14 protein-coding genes are annotated in these 15230 nt (G+C 61.3%); 11 read left to right on the forward strand and 3 right to left on the reverse strand.

What is annotated here, in order from left to right:
- The first annotated feature begins 5 nt into the window (after positions 1-5).
- The 9 genes from rimM (at position 6) to O3300_RS24700 (ending at position 7125) form a co-directional block, all read left to right on the forward strand.
- The gene (rimM, locus tag O3300_RS24660) at positions 6-563 is read left to right on the forward strand and encodes a ribosome maturation factor RimM (protein WP_077400554.1); all 558 of its coding nucleotides are present in this window, start codon (positions 6-8) and stop codon (positions 561-563) included.
- 50 nt (positions 564-613) lie between these two features.
- The gene (gene trmD / locus O3300_RS24665) at positions 614-1360 is read left to right on the forward strand and encodes a tRNA (guanosine(37)-N1)-methyltransferase TrmD (RefSeq protein WP_251349893.1); all 747 of its coding nucleotides are present in this window, start codon (positions 614-616) and stop codon (positions 1358-1360) included.
- 134 nt (positions 1361-1494) lie between these two features.
- Positions 1495-1878, forward strand: coding sequence for a 50S ribosomal protein L19 (gene rplS, locus O3300_RS24670; RefSeq protein ID WP_035825414.1), 384 nt, complete (start codon positions 1495-1497; stop codon positions 1876-1878).
- Positions 1879-1956: 78 nt separating this feature from the next.
- On the forward strand, positions 1957-2616 hold the full coding sequence (locus tag O3300_RS24675) for a CoA pyrophosphatase (protein ID WP_305054388.1): 660 nt from the start codon (positions 1957-1959) through the stop codon (positions 2614-2616).
- Between the two features lie 97 nt (positions 2617-2713).
- Complete coding sequence (locus O3300_RS24680; protein ID WP_099665209.1) at positions 2714-3673, forward strand: CobD/CbiB family protein; 960 nt, start codon at positions 2714-2716, stop codon at positions 3671-3673.
- Between the two features lie 225 nt (positions 3674-3898).
- Positions 3899-4234, forward strand: a complete 336-nt coding sequence (locus O3300_RS24685; RefSeq protein ID WP_029496213.1) for a DUF3579 domain-containing protein — start codon at positions 3899-3901, stop codon at positions 4232-4234.
- An 81-nt stretch (positions 4235-4315) separates the two neighbouring features.
- Positions 4316-4765 carry a CBS domain-containing protein gene (locus O3300_RS24690; RefSeq protein ID WP_035825422.1) on the forward strand — a complete coding sequence of 150 codons (450 nt, stop codon included), beginning with the start codon at positions 4316-4318 and terminating at the stop codon, positions 4763-4765.
- A gap of 78 nt (positions 4766-4843) precedes the next feature.
- Entirely contained in the window at positions 4844-5662 is an 819-nt protein-coding gene (locus O3300_RS24695) for an AraC family transcriptional regulator (protein ID WP_305054389.1), read from the forward strand.
- Positions 5659-7125 carry a nitrilase-related carbon-nitrogen hydrolase gene (locus O3300_RS24700; RefSeq protein WP_305054390.1) on the forward strand — a complete coding sequence of 489 codons (1467 nt, stop codon included), beginning with the start codon at positions 5659-5661 and terminating at the stop codon, positions 7123-7125. Before O3300_RS24695 ends, O3300_RS24700 begins: the two co-directional genes overlap by 4 nt.
- Positions 7126-7318: 193 nt before the next feature.
- Here the strand turns inward: O3300_RS24700 and O3300_RS24705 are convergent, their stop codons facing one another.
- A complete protein-coding gene (locus O3300_RS24705; RefSeq protein WP_034781815.1) occupies positions 7319-8059 on the reverse strand; it encodes a GntR family transcriptional regulator in 741 nt (246 codons plus the stop codon).
- Positions 8060-8447: 388 nt separating this feature from the next.
- On the opposite strand from O3300_RS24705, the gene O3300_RS24710 reads away from it, so the two are divergent.
- On the forward strand, positions 8448-11111 hold the full coding sequence (locus O3300_RS24710; RefSeq protein ID WP_099665205.1) for a TonB-dependent receptor: 2664 nt from the start codon (positions 8448-8450) through the stop codon (positions 11109-11111).
- A gap of 256 nt (positions 11112-11367) precedes the next feature.
- Positions 11368-12489 (forward strand): acyltransferase family protein, encoded by a 1122-nt coding sequence (locus O3300_RS24715; protein WP_305054391.1) that lies wholly within the window; start codon positions 11368-11370, stop codon positions 12487-12489.
- Positions 12490-12613: 124 nt separating this feature from the next.
- On the opposite strand, the gene O3300_RS24720 is transcribed toward O3300_RS24715, so the two are convergent.
- Positions 12614-13921, reverse strand: a complete 1308-nt coding sequence (locus tag O3300_RS24720) for a hypothetical protein (protein WP_099665204.1) — start codon at positions 13919-13921, stop codon at positions 12614-12616.
- 161 nt (positions 13922-14082) lie between these two features.
- Positions 14083-15216, reverse strand: coding sequence for an ABC transporter ATP-binding protein (locus O3300_RS24725; protein WP_305054392.1), 1134 nt, complete (start codon positions 15214-15216; stop codon positions 14083-14085).
- Positions 15217-15230 lie beyond the last annotated feature (14 nt).

Raw genomic sequence — 15230 nt, forward strand, 5'->3', positions numbered from 1 at the left:
CTGGTTTGACGGTCAAGACTGCATCCGGGGTGAAAGTCCCCGATGACCTGGTACAGGTAGGCTATGTCTCCGGTGCTTATGGCATTGCTGGCGGGGTTAGGATCACTCCTTTCTCCGACGACGCGGATGCATTATTAAGCGTCAAAACCTGGTGGTTTGATAAACCGACCTTGCATGATGTTCAAGTCAGGCAAGCGAAGTTACACGGCGGCGACGTCGTGGCCCAGCTGGTGGGTGTGGTCGGGCGGGATGCCGCAGAAGCGCTGAAAGGCGTCTCTGTGCAAATTCCGCGTAGCCATTTCCCGACGCTGTCGGCCGATGAATTTTATTGGTCCGATCTGATCGGACTGACAGTCGAGAATTTGCAAGGCGAGTGCCTCGGCACAGTGCACGACATGATGAGCAATGGTCCGCAGTCGATCTTGCGCGTTACGCCCGTCGCCACTGCCGATGAGACCGTTGAAAAGGCGCCTGAGCGCCTGATCCCGTTTGTTGGTCAGTTTGTCATTAACGTTGACAAGGCTGCCAGCAAGATCACGGTCGACTGGGGCCTCGATTATTAAACCGCCTGCGCTTAACTTTGCGCCGGGCAAACTTTGCAGGATGGTGAGCGATGCAATTTGATGTCGTGACCCTGTTCCCGGAAATGTTTGCCGCGCTGACGCAGTCGGGTGTGACCCGGCGCGCCTTCGAGCAGGGGAAATGTGGCTTGTCGCTGTGGAATCCCCGCGATTTCACCACCGACAATCACCGTACCGTGGATGACCGCCCGTATGGCGGCGGCCCCGGCATGGTGATGATGGCCCGTCCCCTCGAAGCGACAATTAATGCCGCGAAGCAACGTCAGTCCGATCTCGGCCTGGCGGCGCCCCGCGTGGTGTTCATGTCGCCGCAAGGCCGTCCGCTGACGCACGAGCGCGTCACGCAGTTGAAAGCCGAACCCGGTTTGGTGATCCTGTGCGGCCGCTATGAAGCCGTGGACCAGCGTTTGCTGGACCGTTGCGTCGACGAAGAAATCAGCGTCGGCGACTTCGTCCTGTCGGGCGGCGAACTGCCCGCCATGGCGCTGATGGATGCGGTGATCCGCCTGTTGCCGGGTGTCTTGAACACCGAGGCATCGGCCATCGAGGACAGCTTCGTCAATGGCTTGCTCGATTCGCCGCACTACACGCGGCCGGAAAGCTATGAAGGCATGGCCGTGCCGCCCGTCTTGATGGGGGGCAATCATGCCGAGATCGTCAAGTGGCGCCGCCAGCGCATGCTGGAAGCGACCGCGACAAAGCGGCCTGACCTGCTGGTCAGTGCGCGCGCCGCCGGCTTGCTCAGCAAGACCGACGAAAAATTCCTGGCCAGCCTGTAAACCGTCCTCGGACGGCCAGCAGGGTGGCTTTGCAGTGCCGGGCATGTTGCCCAAATTGGTAATACCCATCCTCTACCGGGCGGATAGCACGCTATCCACAGTGCGCCGGCATGATGGTTTTCGGAGTTATAAAAATGGACTTGATTCAACAATTAGAGCAAGAAGAGATCGCCCGTCTGGGTAAATCGATTCCTGACTTCGCACCAGGCGATACCGTTATCGTCAGCGTCAACGTAGTCGAAGGCACGCGCAAGCGCGCCCAGGCTTACGAAGGCGTCGTTATCTCCCGTCGTAACCGTGGCCTGAACTCGAACTTCATCGTTCGCAAGATCTCGTCCGGCGAAGGCGTTGAGCGTACGTTCCAACTGTACTCGCCGCTGATCGCTTCGATCGAAGTGAAACGCCGTGGTGATGTTCGCCGCGCCAAGCTGTACTATCTGCGTGAGCGTTCGGGTAAATCGGCGCGTATCAAAGAAAAATTGCCAAATCGCCGCGTTGTGGCGAAAGCAAGCGCGTAATATCAGCGTCTGCGTTGGGAAAAGGGGTGCCTCTCGGCGCCCCTTTTTTATTCTGAATTGCTATTGAGGCAAGCTGCCATGGCCACCGTCGCATTTGATCCCAAACAACTCGCCATCGATTCGATCGCCGGCGAGGCGGCGCTGGACGCCGAACGCCTGACGCCGGACTGGCTGCGCCGGCGCCTGGCCGAACAGCCGGACTGGCAGCCCGAGATTACCCAGGATTTCCTGTCCGCCCGCGCCGTGCCCGTGCGCGCCGCCGTGCTCATTCCGCTGGTGCAACGGCCACAGGGCTTGACCATCTTGCTGACGATGCGCACGGACCACCTGAGCAGCCATGCGGGCCAGGTCAGCTTTCCGGGCGGGCGCAGCGAACCGTTCGATGGTTCGCCCGTGGCCACGGCCCTGCGCGAAACGGAAGAAGAAGTGGGCCTGGTGCGCGAACACATTGAAGTGCTGGGCTGCCTGCCCGACTACCTGACGGGCACCGGCTACCAGGTCACGCCCGTGGTGGGCCTGGTGACGCCGCCGTTCGAGCTGCGCGCCGACCCGTCGGAAGTGGCGGAAATCTTCGAAGTGCCGCTGGCCTTCCTCATGGATGGCCTCAACCACCAGCGCCTGTCGGTGGAATTGCCCGGCGGACGGCGCTCGTTCTACGCCATGCCCTACGAGCGCTTCTACATTTGGGGCGCCACCGCCGGCATGCTGCGCAATCTGTTTCACCTCTTGCGCGCGTAAAATGGCACCCCGCACGTAATAAGTTTGATTCCAGCACTGCACTGCGCTATCGTAGCGGGCATTGCGGTATTGCTGAAAAAGACAAAAAGGACCATTGATGACATTTCTCTCCATACTTTGCGCATTGCTGATCGAGCAGCTCAAACCTTTGCGCGCGGACAATCCGATCTACGCCGAAATCAAGAGCCTGGCAATGCGCATGGAGACCTGGTTCAATGCCGGCCACGCCAACCACGGCCGCATGGGCTGGTTCCTCATGATCGGCGTGCTGATGGTGCCGACGGCCGGCGTGTACTGGCTCTTGCGGCATTACCAGCTGACCCCCCTGGCCTTCGTCTGGAATGTCCTCATCGTCTACCTGACCCTGGGTTTTCGCCATTACAGCCATTACTTCACGTCGATCCAGCTGGCCCTGAGCGCCGGCGACGAGGCGTCCGCGCGGACCTTGCTGGCCGAGTGGACCAAGCTCGACACGGTAGGCATGGAAGCGAGCGAAATCGCCCGCATCGCCGTGGAAAAAGCCCTGATCACCACGCATCGCAATGTGTTTGGCGTGTTCTTCTGGTTCCTCATGCCGCTGGGCCCTGCCTGCGCCGTGATGTACCGCGTGGCCGAATACCTGGCGCGCGCCTGGAACGAGCCCGAGCACATGCGCAATGAAGCGTTCGGCCAGTTCGCCGCGCGCGCCTTTTACCTGATCGACTGGATTCCCGTGCGCCTGACGGCCGTGGCGTTTGCCGTGGTCGGCAATTTCGAGGATGCCATCTACGCCTGGCGCAATTTCGCCCAGCGCTGGCAGGACGAGGCCATCGGCATCATCCTGACGGCCGGCGGCGGCGCCATGGGCGTGCGCCTGGGCACGCCGGCGGAAACGGCGGCCCGCGTGGTCGTCACGCCCGACATGGCCGTCGACGACAGCGACAGCGAAAGCGATATCCTGCCGGGCGAAGAGCCAGGCGCACGCGCCTTGCAGAGCACGGTGGGCCTCGTCTGGCGCGCCTTGCTGTTGTGGATGCTGCTGCTGTTGTTGATGTCGGGCGCCGTTTTCCTCGGCTGACGCGGACGCACACGCGCCATCCATGCGCCTGGCGCTTGGAACAAGGTTAAAATAGGGGCTGGCGCGTTACGCGTGCCGGCCCCTGTTTGCATCGTCAGGGCAGATCGAGGTAGAACCCAAGTCTTCTATAAGATATAATACTGGCTTACCGCAGCAAACGTAGTTGAATTACCAGCCCGGCTTACCCGCCGGGGCCATTCACGCAATCCAGTCCCGACAAGCCACATGGCCGAGTTATCTCAAAAAACAGGGGAACTCTCAGACGAGTTCTTCATCCTTGGTCTCACCAGCAATGGCAAGCAATTCCGACCCAGCGATTGGGCCGAGCGCCTTTGCGGAGTGATGTCCTGTTTCAATCCCGAAGGCGGCGGGCGCAATGCGCACCTCCAGTATTCGCCCTACGTGCGGCCGACCGTCGTCAACGGCGTCAAGTCGGTGGTCGTCAACACCAAGCTGCGCGAGATCGAGCCGATGGCGTTTCACTTCGTGCGCGAGTTCGCCAAGGATAACGACCTGCAGATCGTCGAAGCCTGCTTCCTGCCGCCTCCCGAAGAAAAGTAAGTACCGCTCCATTGATTTGCCTCAAGCCCGCCACGGTGGGCTGGCGTAGCGTGGACACTCTGCCTCAAACGGAGTGGCGACATGCGCATCGGCGACATCTGTACCCTGCACACCATCCATTGCCAGCGTGACACCAGCGTGCAAGACGCGGCGCTGCTGATGCGCCAGCACCACGTGGGCGACCTGATCGTGGCCGAACAGCCGAACGGCGAGCGCGTTCCCATCGGCATCCTCACCGACCGCGACATCGTCATTTCCGTCATCGCCCTGGGCCTCGACCCCGCCAGCCTGCTGGTGGGCGACATCATGAGCGCGCAACTGCTCACGGCCAGCGAAGACGAAGACGTCTATGACATCATCGAACGCATGCGCGTCAACGGCATCCGCCGCTTGCCCGTGGTCAACAGCCTGGGCGCGCTTTCCGGCGTCGTCAGCATCGACGACCTGCTTGCCTTCCTGGCCCAGGAAATGGCCGAACTGGCGCGCATCAGCAGCGGCCAGCTGGTTTACGAAAAGCGCACGCGCAAATAAGCCCGCATTGCGCAATTTCAGTCAAATCCTCGTGATCTGAAAATGCTACAGTCGCAGCTCGTTCAACGGGAAGCGTCCATGCACTATCTGGCCAAGGCACTCTGGTATATCGAATCGCATTATGCGGAGAATATCTCGCTCGGCGACATCGCCCACGTGGGCGGCGCCTCGCCGTGTCACCTGACGCGCGCGTTTGGCCTGGCCACGGGCCATTCCGTGATGCGCTATGTGCGGGCGCGCCGGCTCAGCGAGGCGGCCCGCGCGCTGGCGCAGGGCGCGCAAGACATCCTCGCCGTCGCCCTGCAGGCTGGCTACAGTTCCCACGAGGCATTTACGCGGGCCTTCCGCGAGCAGTTCCAGCGCACGCCGGAAATGGTGCGGGCCCAGCGCCATGTCGCCAACCTCGCGCTGGTGGAGGCCATCAAACTGGATGTGGCGCCAGGCGTGGCCCTGGAAGCACCCCGTTTCGAACAGGGTCCCGCCTTGCTGGTGGCGGGTCTCGTCGAACGTTATCGCGCAGAAACGGTTGCCGGCATTCCCGCCCTGTGGCAGCGTTTCCTGCCCCATGCGGCGCCCGGCCAGCTCGTATATGGCGTGTGCTGCAACAATGACGATGCGGGCAATTTCGATTACCTGTGCGCCATGCCCGTGAACGACTTTTCCCAGGCCCCCGACGGCTGGACGCGGCTGCGCATCGCCCCGCGGCGCTATGCCGTGTTTCATCACCGCGGTCACATTTCCACCATCCGCGCCACCTGGCACACGGTGTGGAACGAGTGGTTGCCCCGGTCCGGCCTGGAAGTGGCCGACGCGCCCGATTTTGAACGCTACGACCAGCATTTCGATCCCGTCAGCGGCAGCGGCGGCGTGGAAATCTGGCTCCCCTTGAAAGCATGACCATGCTCCATACCTTGTCTGCGCCGGCTGCCGGCGGCACCGCGCTGCGCCAGCGCCTGTTGCAAACCGCCGCCGCGCTGGCGGCGGGCCTGCCCCTGTACTGGGTGCTGGGGCCGCAGCCGCTGGGCTGGCTGGCCTGGTGCGCGCCGCTGCCCGTGCTGTGGCTGGCCCTGCGCTCGTCGCGCCGCGATGCGGCCTGGATGACGTTTTTGGCCGCCTTGCTGGGTCTGTCATCGAACGTTGCCTATTTTCGCCTGCTCATGCCCTTGCCGGCCATGCTGGCCGTGATGTTCGTCAAGGCACTGCTGTGGCTGCTGGTGGTGCTGGCCACGCGGCGTCTCGTGCTGCGCTACCGCTCCGGCTGGACGGTGCTGGCCTATCCCGTGCTGTGGGTGGCCATCGATACGGCGATGGCGGCCTTGCTGCCCGATGGTAACTGGGGCAGCCTCGCGTATTCGCAAGCGGATAACCTTGCCGTGCTGCAGGTGGCGGCCCTGGCGGGCGTGCCTGGCCTGTTGTTCTTGCTGTGCCTGGCGCCATCCGCGCTGGCCTTGCTGCTGGCGGGCGGCCGCGCATATGCGCCAGCGGCGGGCGCGGCCGCGCTGCTTCTGGCGGCCGCGTTCGCTGGCGGCGCCTGGCGCGTGCAGGGAAACTCTGGCGCGCCGGCGCCTGGCGGGCCGCTGGCGGGACTGGTGGCCATCGATGACTTTATCGGTCCGGCCACGCCGCCGGCGCGCGCGCAAGCCGTCTGGGACCAGTACGCGCGCCATGTCGGGCAACTGGCCGGGCAGGGCGCCACGCTGGTGCTGTTGCCGGAAAAGATAGCCGTGCTGGCCCCTGCGCAGGCGGACGCCGTGCGGCAACGTTTCCAGGCGCTGGCGCGCAGCACGGGCGCGTGGATTATCCTGGGTATCGGCGTGCAGGACGCTGCCGGCCGGCGCAACCTGGCCTGGCTGTTCGCGCCCGATGGCGCCGCGCCGGTCAGCTATCAAAAACATCATCTGGCGCCGCCCGAGCGCGAGTTTCTTGCTGGCAGCGCGTATGCCGTGCAGCCGGTGGCGGGACAGGCCATGGGTCTGGCCATCTGCAAGGACATGCATTTTGCGCCCCTGGGGCAGGCGTATGGCGCGGCCGGTGCGCAAGCGATGCTGGTGCCGGCCTGGGATTTCCAGCTGGACGCCTGGATGGGCGCGCGCATGACCGTGGTGCGCGGCGTGGAAAACGGTTATGCGGTGCTGCGCGCGGCGCGCGAGGGCGTGCTGACGGTCAGCGATGCGTATGGGAACGTGCTGGCGGAGCGGGCCAGCAGCGCCATGCCGGGCAGCACCTTGCTGGCGCCGCTGCCGGCAGCGCGGTCCGTGGCCACGTGGGCCGGTTGGCTGGGGCCGCTATTCGGCTGGCTGTGCGTGGCGCTAAGCGTGATCCTGCTGTGCGTGGGCCGCCGCGCCGCGCCCGCCGTTTGACGTATAACGCCCCGTTTTGTTGCAATGCGCAAAACCGTATTGCACGGTCTTCTTTTATATTCTGCGCGGGCGGCCACATAATCGCCGTTGATAATTGCACCATTGCCGTGCATATTATAGGTGGGATACCGGCATATATATTGCACTGCAATAAGTGGTGTTATCTGGTATTGAGAAATTCGCGCATCCGGTATTAATTGGTACTTAATTCAGCCACGAAGTCATACATATCGCCGCGGAAGTAGGAGCGGCAAAATTCCACGGCGCGGCCATCGCGCAAAAAGCCCAGCCTTTCCACCGACAAGCCCGCGTCGCCTTCCTCCGCCTGCAACAGGCTGGCCTGCTCCCCCGTCAACAACAAGGCGCTGAGGCGCTGCAAGGCGCGCACGGGCCGGTTGCCCGCCTGTTCCAGCGCGTCATACATGGAGATATCGACAGCGTCGAGGTTCGGCAGGCAGCTGGCGACGATGGTCGCGTATTCCAGGCACATCGGCACCTCGTCCGCATAGCGGATGCGGTGGAAGCGGTACACGGGCGCGCCCGGCGACAGCCGCAGGCGCAAGGCTTCTTCCGGCGTGACGGTGCCTTCTGCGCGCTTGAGCCACACGCTGCGGGGCGTGCGTCCGCGCGCGCGCATGTCCTCGGAAAACGAGGTCAGTTTGGCGAAGTTTTTCTCGATGCGCGTATTGATGAAATTGCCCGAGCCGGGGCGCCGCACCAGCAAGCCCTCGTTGACGAGGCCATCGATGGCCTTGCGCACGGTGATGCGCGAGACGGACAGGTCGCTGGCCAGCTGGCGTTCGGCCGGCAAGGCTTCCTCGGGGCCGAGGATGCGCTTGTCGATCGCTTCGCGCAGCGCGCGCTGCAGTTGCTGGTACAGGGGCAGGCTACTCGTCTGCCCCAGGCCTTGCATGATGTGAGCGAGGGTTGTCATACGCTGAGGGTCTCCGTTACGGCGCGTTGCAGACGCGCTCTGTATCTGTTTTGTGTCGCTGGATAATACCAAAAAAGGCCGTTATAAAACCAATTTGAATTATCAGGCCAACAATTTATGCCTGGCCTCCCCCGTATTTAAGCCGCGCATACGGGCTACGGATTGATTTAGATAAAGTGGTCTGTGTGATTCAAACAACGTTATAAAAAAAAAGTTGCAACTGGTAGTGTTCTGGTATTGGATAGTAGTATATTGGCGTTGAATTGGTTTTGTAAGTGGTTGTGCCGAAGGGTCTGCAGCATGCCGGCGTGAGTGGGCGGGCTGGAAAGAAGACCTACGTTAAAAATGAAAAGGTTCCAATCCTGGAGCCTAAATCAAGGGGGAGTACATGAAACGCAATTTGACACCTGCAGCTGCCGTCGTGAAATCCGGATCGCGTAGCCGTACGCCGATCGCCGCGGCCGTTGCCGTGATGGTCGCTGGTCTGGCTTTTTCGGCGCAGGCGCAAGAAGCACCCGCCGACGACGTGACGACCGTCACCGTGACCGGCGTGCGTGCCTCGCTGGAAAAGTCGCTGAAGCAAAAACGCAATGCGGATTCCGTGGTGGAAGTGGTGACGGCCGAAGATATCGGCAAGATGCCTGACCGTAACGTGGCTGACGCGATCCAGCGCCTGCCAGGTGTGAATACCCAATCGTCGGCCGGTGGTGAAGGCGGCTTCGGCGAAAACGACCGCGTCAGCCTGCGCGGCACCAGCCCCAGCCTGCAGCAAACCCTGTTCAACGGCCATGCCATCAGCACGGGCGACTGGTTTGTCTTGAATCAATACGGTGGCAACGTGGGCCGCAGCAGCAGCTTCTCCTTGCTGCCGTCCGAGCTGGTGAGCTCGGTAGTGGTGAAAAAGAGCGCCACCGCTGATCTGGTGGAAGGCGGCGTGTCCGGTGCGATCGATGTGATTACGCGCCGTCCGTTGGAATTCAAGAACCAGATCACGGCCGAAGGTTCGATCCAGGCTGTCTACAATGACCTGTCCAGCAAAACAGAACCGCAATTCTCCGGTCTGGTGAACTGGAAAAATGATACCAATACCCTGGGCGTCATGCTGCAGGGATTCTCGCAAAAGACGTCGGTACGCCGCGATGGCCAGGAAATCCTGGGCTACACCAGCATCACTGCGGATAGCGCGGCGGCCAAGGCCGATCCGTCCTTGGTCGGCGTGCGGGTGCCTACGTTTATTGGCGCGAGCTATTTCACCCAAAAGAAAACGCGTGAAGGCGGCGCGTTTGACGTCGAATTCAAGCCCAACAAAGACTTGACCCTGGACTTTAACGGCTTCTACTCCCAGTTGAAGGCGCCTAACCAGAATACCAATTTCCTGGCAGCGCCCGGCAATTCGGTCCGTGCGGATCGTTCGAACCTTGTTCCGACGAATTACACCGTCAAGAACGGTACCTTGGTCGGCGCTACGTTCGCCTCCAATGCTGGGGAAGTAGACAATGCCTACCGTCCCGATGCCGGCGGCGAGACGTACTATCTCGATTTCAATTTCAAGTACCGCGCGAGCAAGGACCTGACCTTTACCGGGAAGCTGGGCAAGACCCACGGCGTGGGTTACGACCGCGACGATGTTTATTATCAAAACAATGTCAATGGCGGCATGGCGTATGCACTCAACGGCATGAACCCGGCGACCGTTTCCTATCCAGGTGGTAATACTTCCTCGCCACAGGGAACCGGCTGGATCGGCGGCGGCGAATCGCAATCGGTCGACAAGGAACTCTACACGCAGATCGATGGCGAATTGCGCCTGTCGAGCGGCATCTGGGATTCCATCAAGTTTGGCGCACGCTTCACTGATCATAAACGTAGCGCCGAGCACCCGTATGAAGCCGGCCCTGGCAAGTTAGGTTTTATCAATCCAGGTCCCGTCTGGAATGGCACCATGTTCCCAGGCAATTATGGTAACAATTTGGGTGGAAACGTGCCAAACAATTACTTCCTGTACGATGGCCAGGCGCTGGCCAATTGGGGTGCCGTGCCAGGCAACCGCAACGTGGACCGCGTGGTGCGCCATAACTGGAAGGATGAGTTCAAACTGCAAGAAAAAACCCAGGCCGTGTACGGCATGGCCAATGTGGCTGGCGATAACTGGAGTGGTAACTTCGGCGTGCGTGCCGTGCACACCAAGCAAACGACGACGGTCAACTCCAGCGGTGGCCCGCTCTCCACGGCATTTGGCGATTACTCGCAAAACACCTACGAGCGCAGCTACAATGACTTCCTGCCTAGCGCCAACATCAAGTTTGATGTCAACCGCGATATCGTCGTGCGCGCGGCCCTGGCAAAGACCATTGCGCGTCCCGACTATAGCGCATTGGGTGGCGCTGTTGCGCTGAATGACGATACCATCAGCGGCACCAAGGGGAATGTGAATCTCAATCCGGTGCGCTCGAATAATGCCGAAGTCAGTGCCGAGTGGTATTTCGCACCGAAATCGGCGGTGTCGGCCGGTATTTTCTACATGGATTTGAACTCGATCGTGGCACAGCGCAACGTCAATGCGACCTATTTCAACACCAAGGTCGGCGCTAACAACCTGTATCAAATTACCGAGTCTTTCAATACCAAGGGCAAGAACAAGGGTGTCGAGTTGAGCTACCAGCAACCGGTGCTGGGTGATTTCGGCGTCCTGGCCAATTACACCTATGCCGATGGCAAGTTGAACGATGGCAGTGAACTGCTGAATGCATCAAAAAATACCTATAACCTGACCGCTTTCTATGAAGCACATGGTTTTAGCGCGCGCCTGGCCTATAACTATCGCTCGGCTTACAAGGCCGGCGTGGACCGTGGCGCCAGCCAGCACGTCGACGACAGCAGCTCTTTGGCCGGTTCGCTCAACTACAAGATCAACGAACACTTCACGATCACGTTCGATGCGCTTAACCTGACCAATGAAACCATCAAGATGTACGCCGAAAACAAGGAACAGCCACGCGCTTTCTATAGCAATGGCCGTACTTTCTACCTGGGCTTGCGCGGCAAGCTGTAAGCAAGACGATCAGGCCTGATGCGTCCGCGTCAGGCCAGGTCTTCCTCGGTCTTTCAAGCAAGTTCCTGCTTCAGGGGCTTGCTTTTTTTTTTGCGCTCACCGGCTGGGCGGCTTCTGGCTTGTTCATGCCTGGGCTGTCCCCGCCGGTTGCCAGCATGACTTGCGCTGCCAAGCTTGTATCCTGCGGCGCAAGGTTTTTTGCCGCCTCCTTGCCGCAAGCAGGAAGGCGGTTTTTCTCATTTGGATTTGTTTGATCATGACTATTGCACCTCAACGCTACCTCGCCCTCGACGTCTTGCGCGGCCTGACCGTGGCCCTGATGATCGTCGTCAATACGCCTGGCGACTGGGGCAGCGTGTATGCCCCGTTCCTGCATGCCGAATGGCATGGTTTTACTCTGACGGACCTGGTCTTTCCCAGCTTTTTGTTTGTCGTCGGCAATGCCTTGGCCTTTGCGTTGGGCAAGTATGAAAACCTGGGCCATGGCGCCGTGCTGGCCAAGCTGTGCAAGCGCAGCGCGCTGATCTTTTTACTGGGCTTCCTGCTGTACTGGTTCCCCTTCTTCAAGATCGACGACGCGGGCCAGTTCGCCTGGTCGCCCCTGTCGCACACGCGCATCCCCGGCGTGCTGCAGCGCATCGCCGTATGCTACCTGGCCGCCGCGCTGATCCTGCATTACTGGAAGACGCGGGGCGCGCTGGCCTTCAGCGCCTGCGCCTTGCTCGGCTACTGGGCCATCCTGGCATGCTTTGGCGACTACAGCTTGCACGGCAATGCGCCGGCCAAGCTGGACCTGATCCTGCTGGGCGACAGCCATTTATACCACGGCGAAGGCATCGCCTTCGATCCGGAAGGCGTCCTCGGCACCTTGCCGGCTATCGTCAACGTGATCGCCGGCTACCTGGCGGGCAGTTTCCTGCGCCAGGCGACGCCGGCGCGGCTGCGCTCCAGCTTGTATCAGCTGGCCGTGGCCGGCGCCATTTGCGTGGCGGTGGCTTTGTGCTGGAATGAAGTGTTTCCGATTAACAAGAAGCTGTGGAGCAGCTCTTACGTGATGCTGGGCATCGGCCTGGACTTGCTGCTGCTGGCGCTGCTGATGTTCATCATTGACGTGCGTCAAATGACGGGCTGGACCTACTTCTTTGAAGTCTTCGGCAAGAACACCCTGTTCATCTACCTGGTGTCGGAAGTGCTGGTGATTATTGCGTTTACCGTGCGCATCGGCAGCGGTAACCTGTACCAGTGGCTGTACCAGCAGTGGTTTACGGGCTGGGCGCCGGCGCGCGTGGGATCCATGCTGTTTGCCGTCAGCTTCATGTTGCTGTGCTGGCTGATCGCCTACGCGATGGACAAGCGCAAGATCTATATCAAGGTCTGAAACTTGACGTCAGCCCATGCCGCGTGGCCAGGGCGACGATACCCATTCTTGGGTGGATAGTCGAAAAAAAAGCAGCCCCGGCCTGAGCCGGGAACTGCCTTGCGTCTGCTTGAGGGCGCAGGAATTACTGTGCCGCTGCTGCCGGTGCCGCCGCCGCTGCCGTGGCAGGACGGTTCAGCCACAGGATCCAGTAGCGGGCCAGGTCGCCCACGCCGTCGCCGCCCTTGACCGTTTCCAGGACCTTGATGGCGTCGTCTTTCTTGCCGGCCATGGCGTAGGAATAGCCAAGGCGCAGCTTGGCGTCTTCAGCACGTTTCAGGCCGCCCTTGGCGATGCCTTTCTGGATCAGGTCGATACCTTTGTCGAACTGGTCCATCGTCACGAAGGCGTAGCCCAGGTTGATCAAGCCCGTGCCATCCTTGCTCTTCATGGCCGACGCTTCGCCGCTGGCGATGTTTTTCGCATCGTCGGCGGCAGCCTTGTTGGCCTGGTCGCGCAGTTTCTTGTGCTTGGCAGCATTCGCGCCCGTGCCCAGCACGCCTTTGGCAAAGCCGGCGTCGATGACTTTTTTCGCTTCCGTCGGGAAGGCGTTTTGCAAGGCGATTTCAGCCATGTCGCTGTAGTCCTGTGGCGGCATGGTGTCGACGGCCTTGAATTGCAGGCGCAGCACGTCCAGCGCGAAGCGGTCGGAGTAACCGGCCTTGCCTTGCAGGCGGCCCAGCAGGTCGCTCCAGTAATCATCCGACGGGTAGTAGCGCACCAGGTTTTCCATGGCGATCAGGTAGGTGGCCGGATCCTTGCTCTTCGAACCCGTGTTGGCCAGCAATTGCAGTTCTTCGATGGTCGGCGTCTTGCCCGCTTGCTGCTTGGCCGTCACGTCGGCCATCAGTTCCTGCTTGGCGCGCGCGAAATCATTGCTGAAGTAATACGCGCGGATGATGTAGGGACGCACGGAGGCTACGTCGCCCGTTGCCGTCTGGTAACGGGTGAACCATTTGATGGCGTTCGGGTAATCCTTGGCGTTGTAGTGATAGTTCGCCAGCGCCTGGATGAAGTCGCCTTCCGATTTCTTGTCCAGCTTGCCCGATTCGATCACCGCTTCCAGTGCCGTCATGGCCATAGGCGCATTGTTGGTGGTCGAGGCCAGCGCCACGCGCAGGCGGTTCAGCACGAACGTTTCATACGGCGTCAGGGCCGGCATGGCGGCAGCCTGGTCGATGCGGCTTTGCACGTCGGCGTAATTCTTGGCATCCATCGATGCCTTCACGGCGGTCGGATCGAGCAGCTTGAACACTTCAGGGCGCACCGAGTCGGCCGGAGCGGCAGCGGCGGCGGCTGGCTTGGCATCCTGCGCGTGCGACAGGGATGGCAGGACATTCAGGCCGATGGCGGCCAGGAGCAGGCTAAGACGGGCAAGACGGAATTGGGACATGGTCAATCCTTCAATCAATAACAAAAATACGCACCTGCACTGGCAGCCGCAACATCGTGCAGTGGCATTGCCAGAGGGGCAAGGAAGCTCGAAAAAACACACATTCTGCCAGTCTGCCTGCATAAGTCAAACAGAAGCGGCATGATACGAAGCGGCTATTGTCACATAAACGGCTGAGCGGGTGCGGCAAACGTGCGCGCCAGGGCTTGCCCTGCGGCATCGAACAGCAGGCAGCGCTGCGCCGGCAGATGCAGGCGCATGGCGTCGCCCGCCTGGCGCAAGCCTTCCTCGGCCGGCAGCTTGACGGCCAGCATCTCGGTCACGCCCGGCATGCTGGCGTAAACGATGGCCACGTCGCCCAGGTATTCGACATGGCTGACGGCCGCGTCGATGACGTTGTCGCCTGCAGCGTCCCCGTCCTGCAGGACGACGTGCTCGGCGCGCACGCCCAGGGTCAGCTGGTCGCCCGGCGCCACGCTCCCGCCCTGCGCTTCGACGTCGATCACGGCGCCGCCAGGCAGGCGCACGGCCACCGAACCGGGGCCGCTGGCGACGGCTGCGCAAGCGATGAAGTTCATCTTCGGCGCGCCGAGGAAGCCGGCCACGAACAGGTTGCCGGGATTGTTATACAGCGCGTGCGGACTGCCCACCTGCTCGATGCGCCCGCCGTTGAAGACGACGATGCGCTCGCCCAGGGTCATCGCCTCGACCTGGTCGTGCGTGACGTAGATCATGGTCGTCTTCAATTCCTGGTGCAGGCGCGAGATTTCCACGCGCATCTGCACGCGCAGCGAGGCGTCGAGGTTCGACAGCGGTTCGTCGAACAGGAATACTTGCGGCTTGCGCACGATGGCGCGGCCGATGGCTACGCGCTGGCGCTGGCCGCCCGACAGATCCTTCGGCTTGCGTTTCAACAGTGGCGTGATCTGCAGGATCTCGGCTGCGCGCTCGACGGCGGCGCGCACCTCCGCCTTCTTGTGCCCCGCCAGCGAGAGGGCGAAGGCCATGTTTTCGAATACCGTCATGTGCGGGTACAGGGCGTAGCTCTGGAAAACCATGGCCAGGCCCCGCTCGGCCGGCGCGATATCGTTGGCCAGCTTGCCGCCGATATGCAGCTCGCCGTCCGTGATGTCTTCCAGCCCCGCGATCATGCGCAGCAGGGTTGATTTACCGCAACCGGACGGCCCCACGAAGACGACGAATTCGCCGTCGCGGATATCGAGGTCGATGCCGTGGATGACCGGGTGCTTGTCGTCGTACAGCTTGACGATGTTCTTTAACGCGATATGTGCCATGAAGTGGTTCTATC

It is taken from the genome of Janthinobacterium sp. SUN206 (genome assembly GCF_030587305.1).
Lineage (GTDB): Bacteria > Pseudomonadota > Gammaproteobacteria > Burkholderiales > Burkholderiaceae_D > Janthinobacterium > Janthinobacterium kumbetense.

Bases quoted from the DNA above. Each gene is read 5' to 3' on its own strand.
- trmD (WP_251349893.1), top strand. From the start codon at position 614: ATGCAATTTGATGTCGTGACCCTGTTCCCGGAAATGTTTGCCGCGCTG.
- rplS (WP_035825414.1), top strand. From the start codon at position 1,495: ATGGACTTGATTCAACAATTAGAGCAAGAAGAGATCGCCCGTCTGGGT.
- O3300_RS24675 (WP_305054388.1), top strand. From the start codon at position 1,957: ATGGCCACCGTCGCATTTGATCCCAAACAACTCGCCATCGATTCGATC.
- O3300_RS24680 (WP_099665209.1), top strand. From the start codon at position 2,714: ATGACATTTCTCTCCATACTTTGCGCATTGCTGATCGAGCAGCTCAAA.
- O3300_RS24685 (WP_029496213.1), top strand. From the start codon at position 3,899: ATGGCCGAGTTATCTCAAAAAACAGGGGAACTCTCAGACGAGTTCTTC.
- O3300_RS24690 (WP_035825422.1), top strand. From the start codon at position 4,316: ATGCGCATCGGCGACATCTGTACCCTGCACACCATCCATTGCCAGCGT.
- O3300_RS24695 (WP_305054389.1), top strand. From the start codon at position 4,844: ATGCACTATCTGGCCAAGGCACTCTGGTATATCGAATCGCATTATGCG.
- O3300_RS24700 (WP_305054390.1), top strand. From the start codon at position 5,659: ATGACCATGCTCCATACCTTGTCTGCGCCGGCTGCCGGCGGCACCGCG.
- O3300_RS24705 (WP_034781815.1), bottom strand. From the start codon at position 8,059: ATGACAACCCTCGCTCACATCATGCAAGGCCTGGGGCAGACGAGTAGC.
- O3300_RS24710 (WP_099665205.1), top strand. From the start codon at position 8,448: ATGAAACGCAATTTGACACCTGCAGCTGCCGTCGTGAAATCCGGATCG.
- O3300_RS24715 (WP_305054391.1), top strand. From the start codon at position 11,368: ATGACTATTGCACCTCAACGCTACCTCGCCCTCGACGTCTTGCGCGGC.
- O3300_RS24720 (WP_099665204.1), bottom strand. From the start codon at position 13,921: ATGTCCCAATTCCGTCTTGCCCGTCTTAGCCTGCTCCTGGCCGCCATC.
- O3300_RS24725 (WP_305054392.1), bottom strand. From the start codon at position 15,216: ATGGCACATATCGCGTTAAAGAACATCGTCAAGCTGTACGACGACAAG.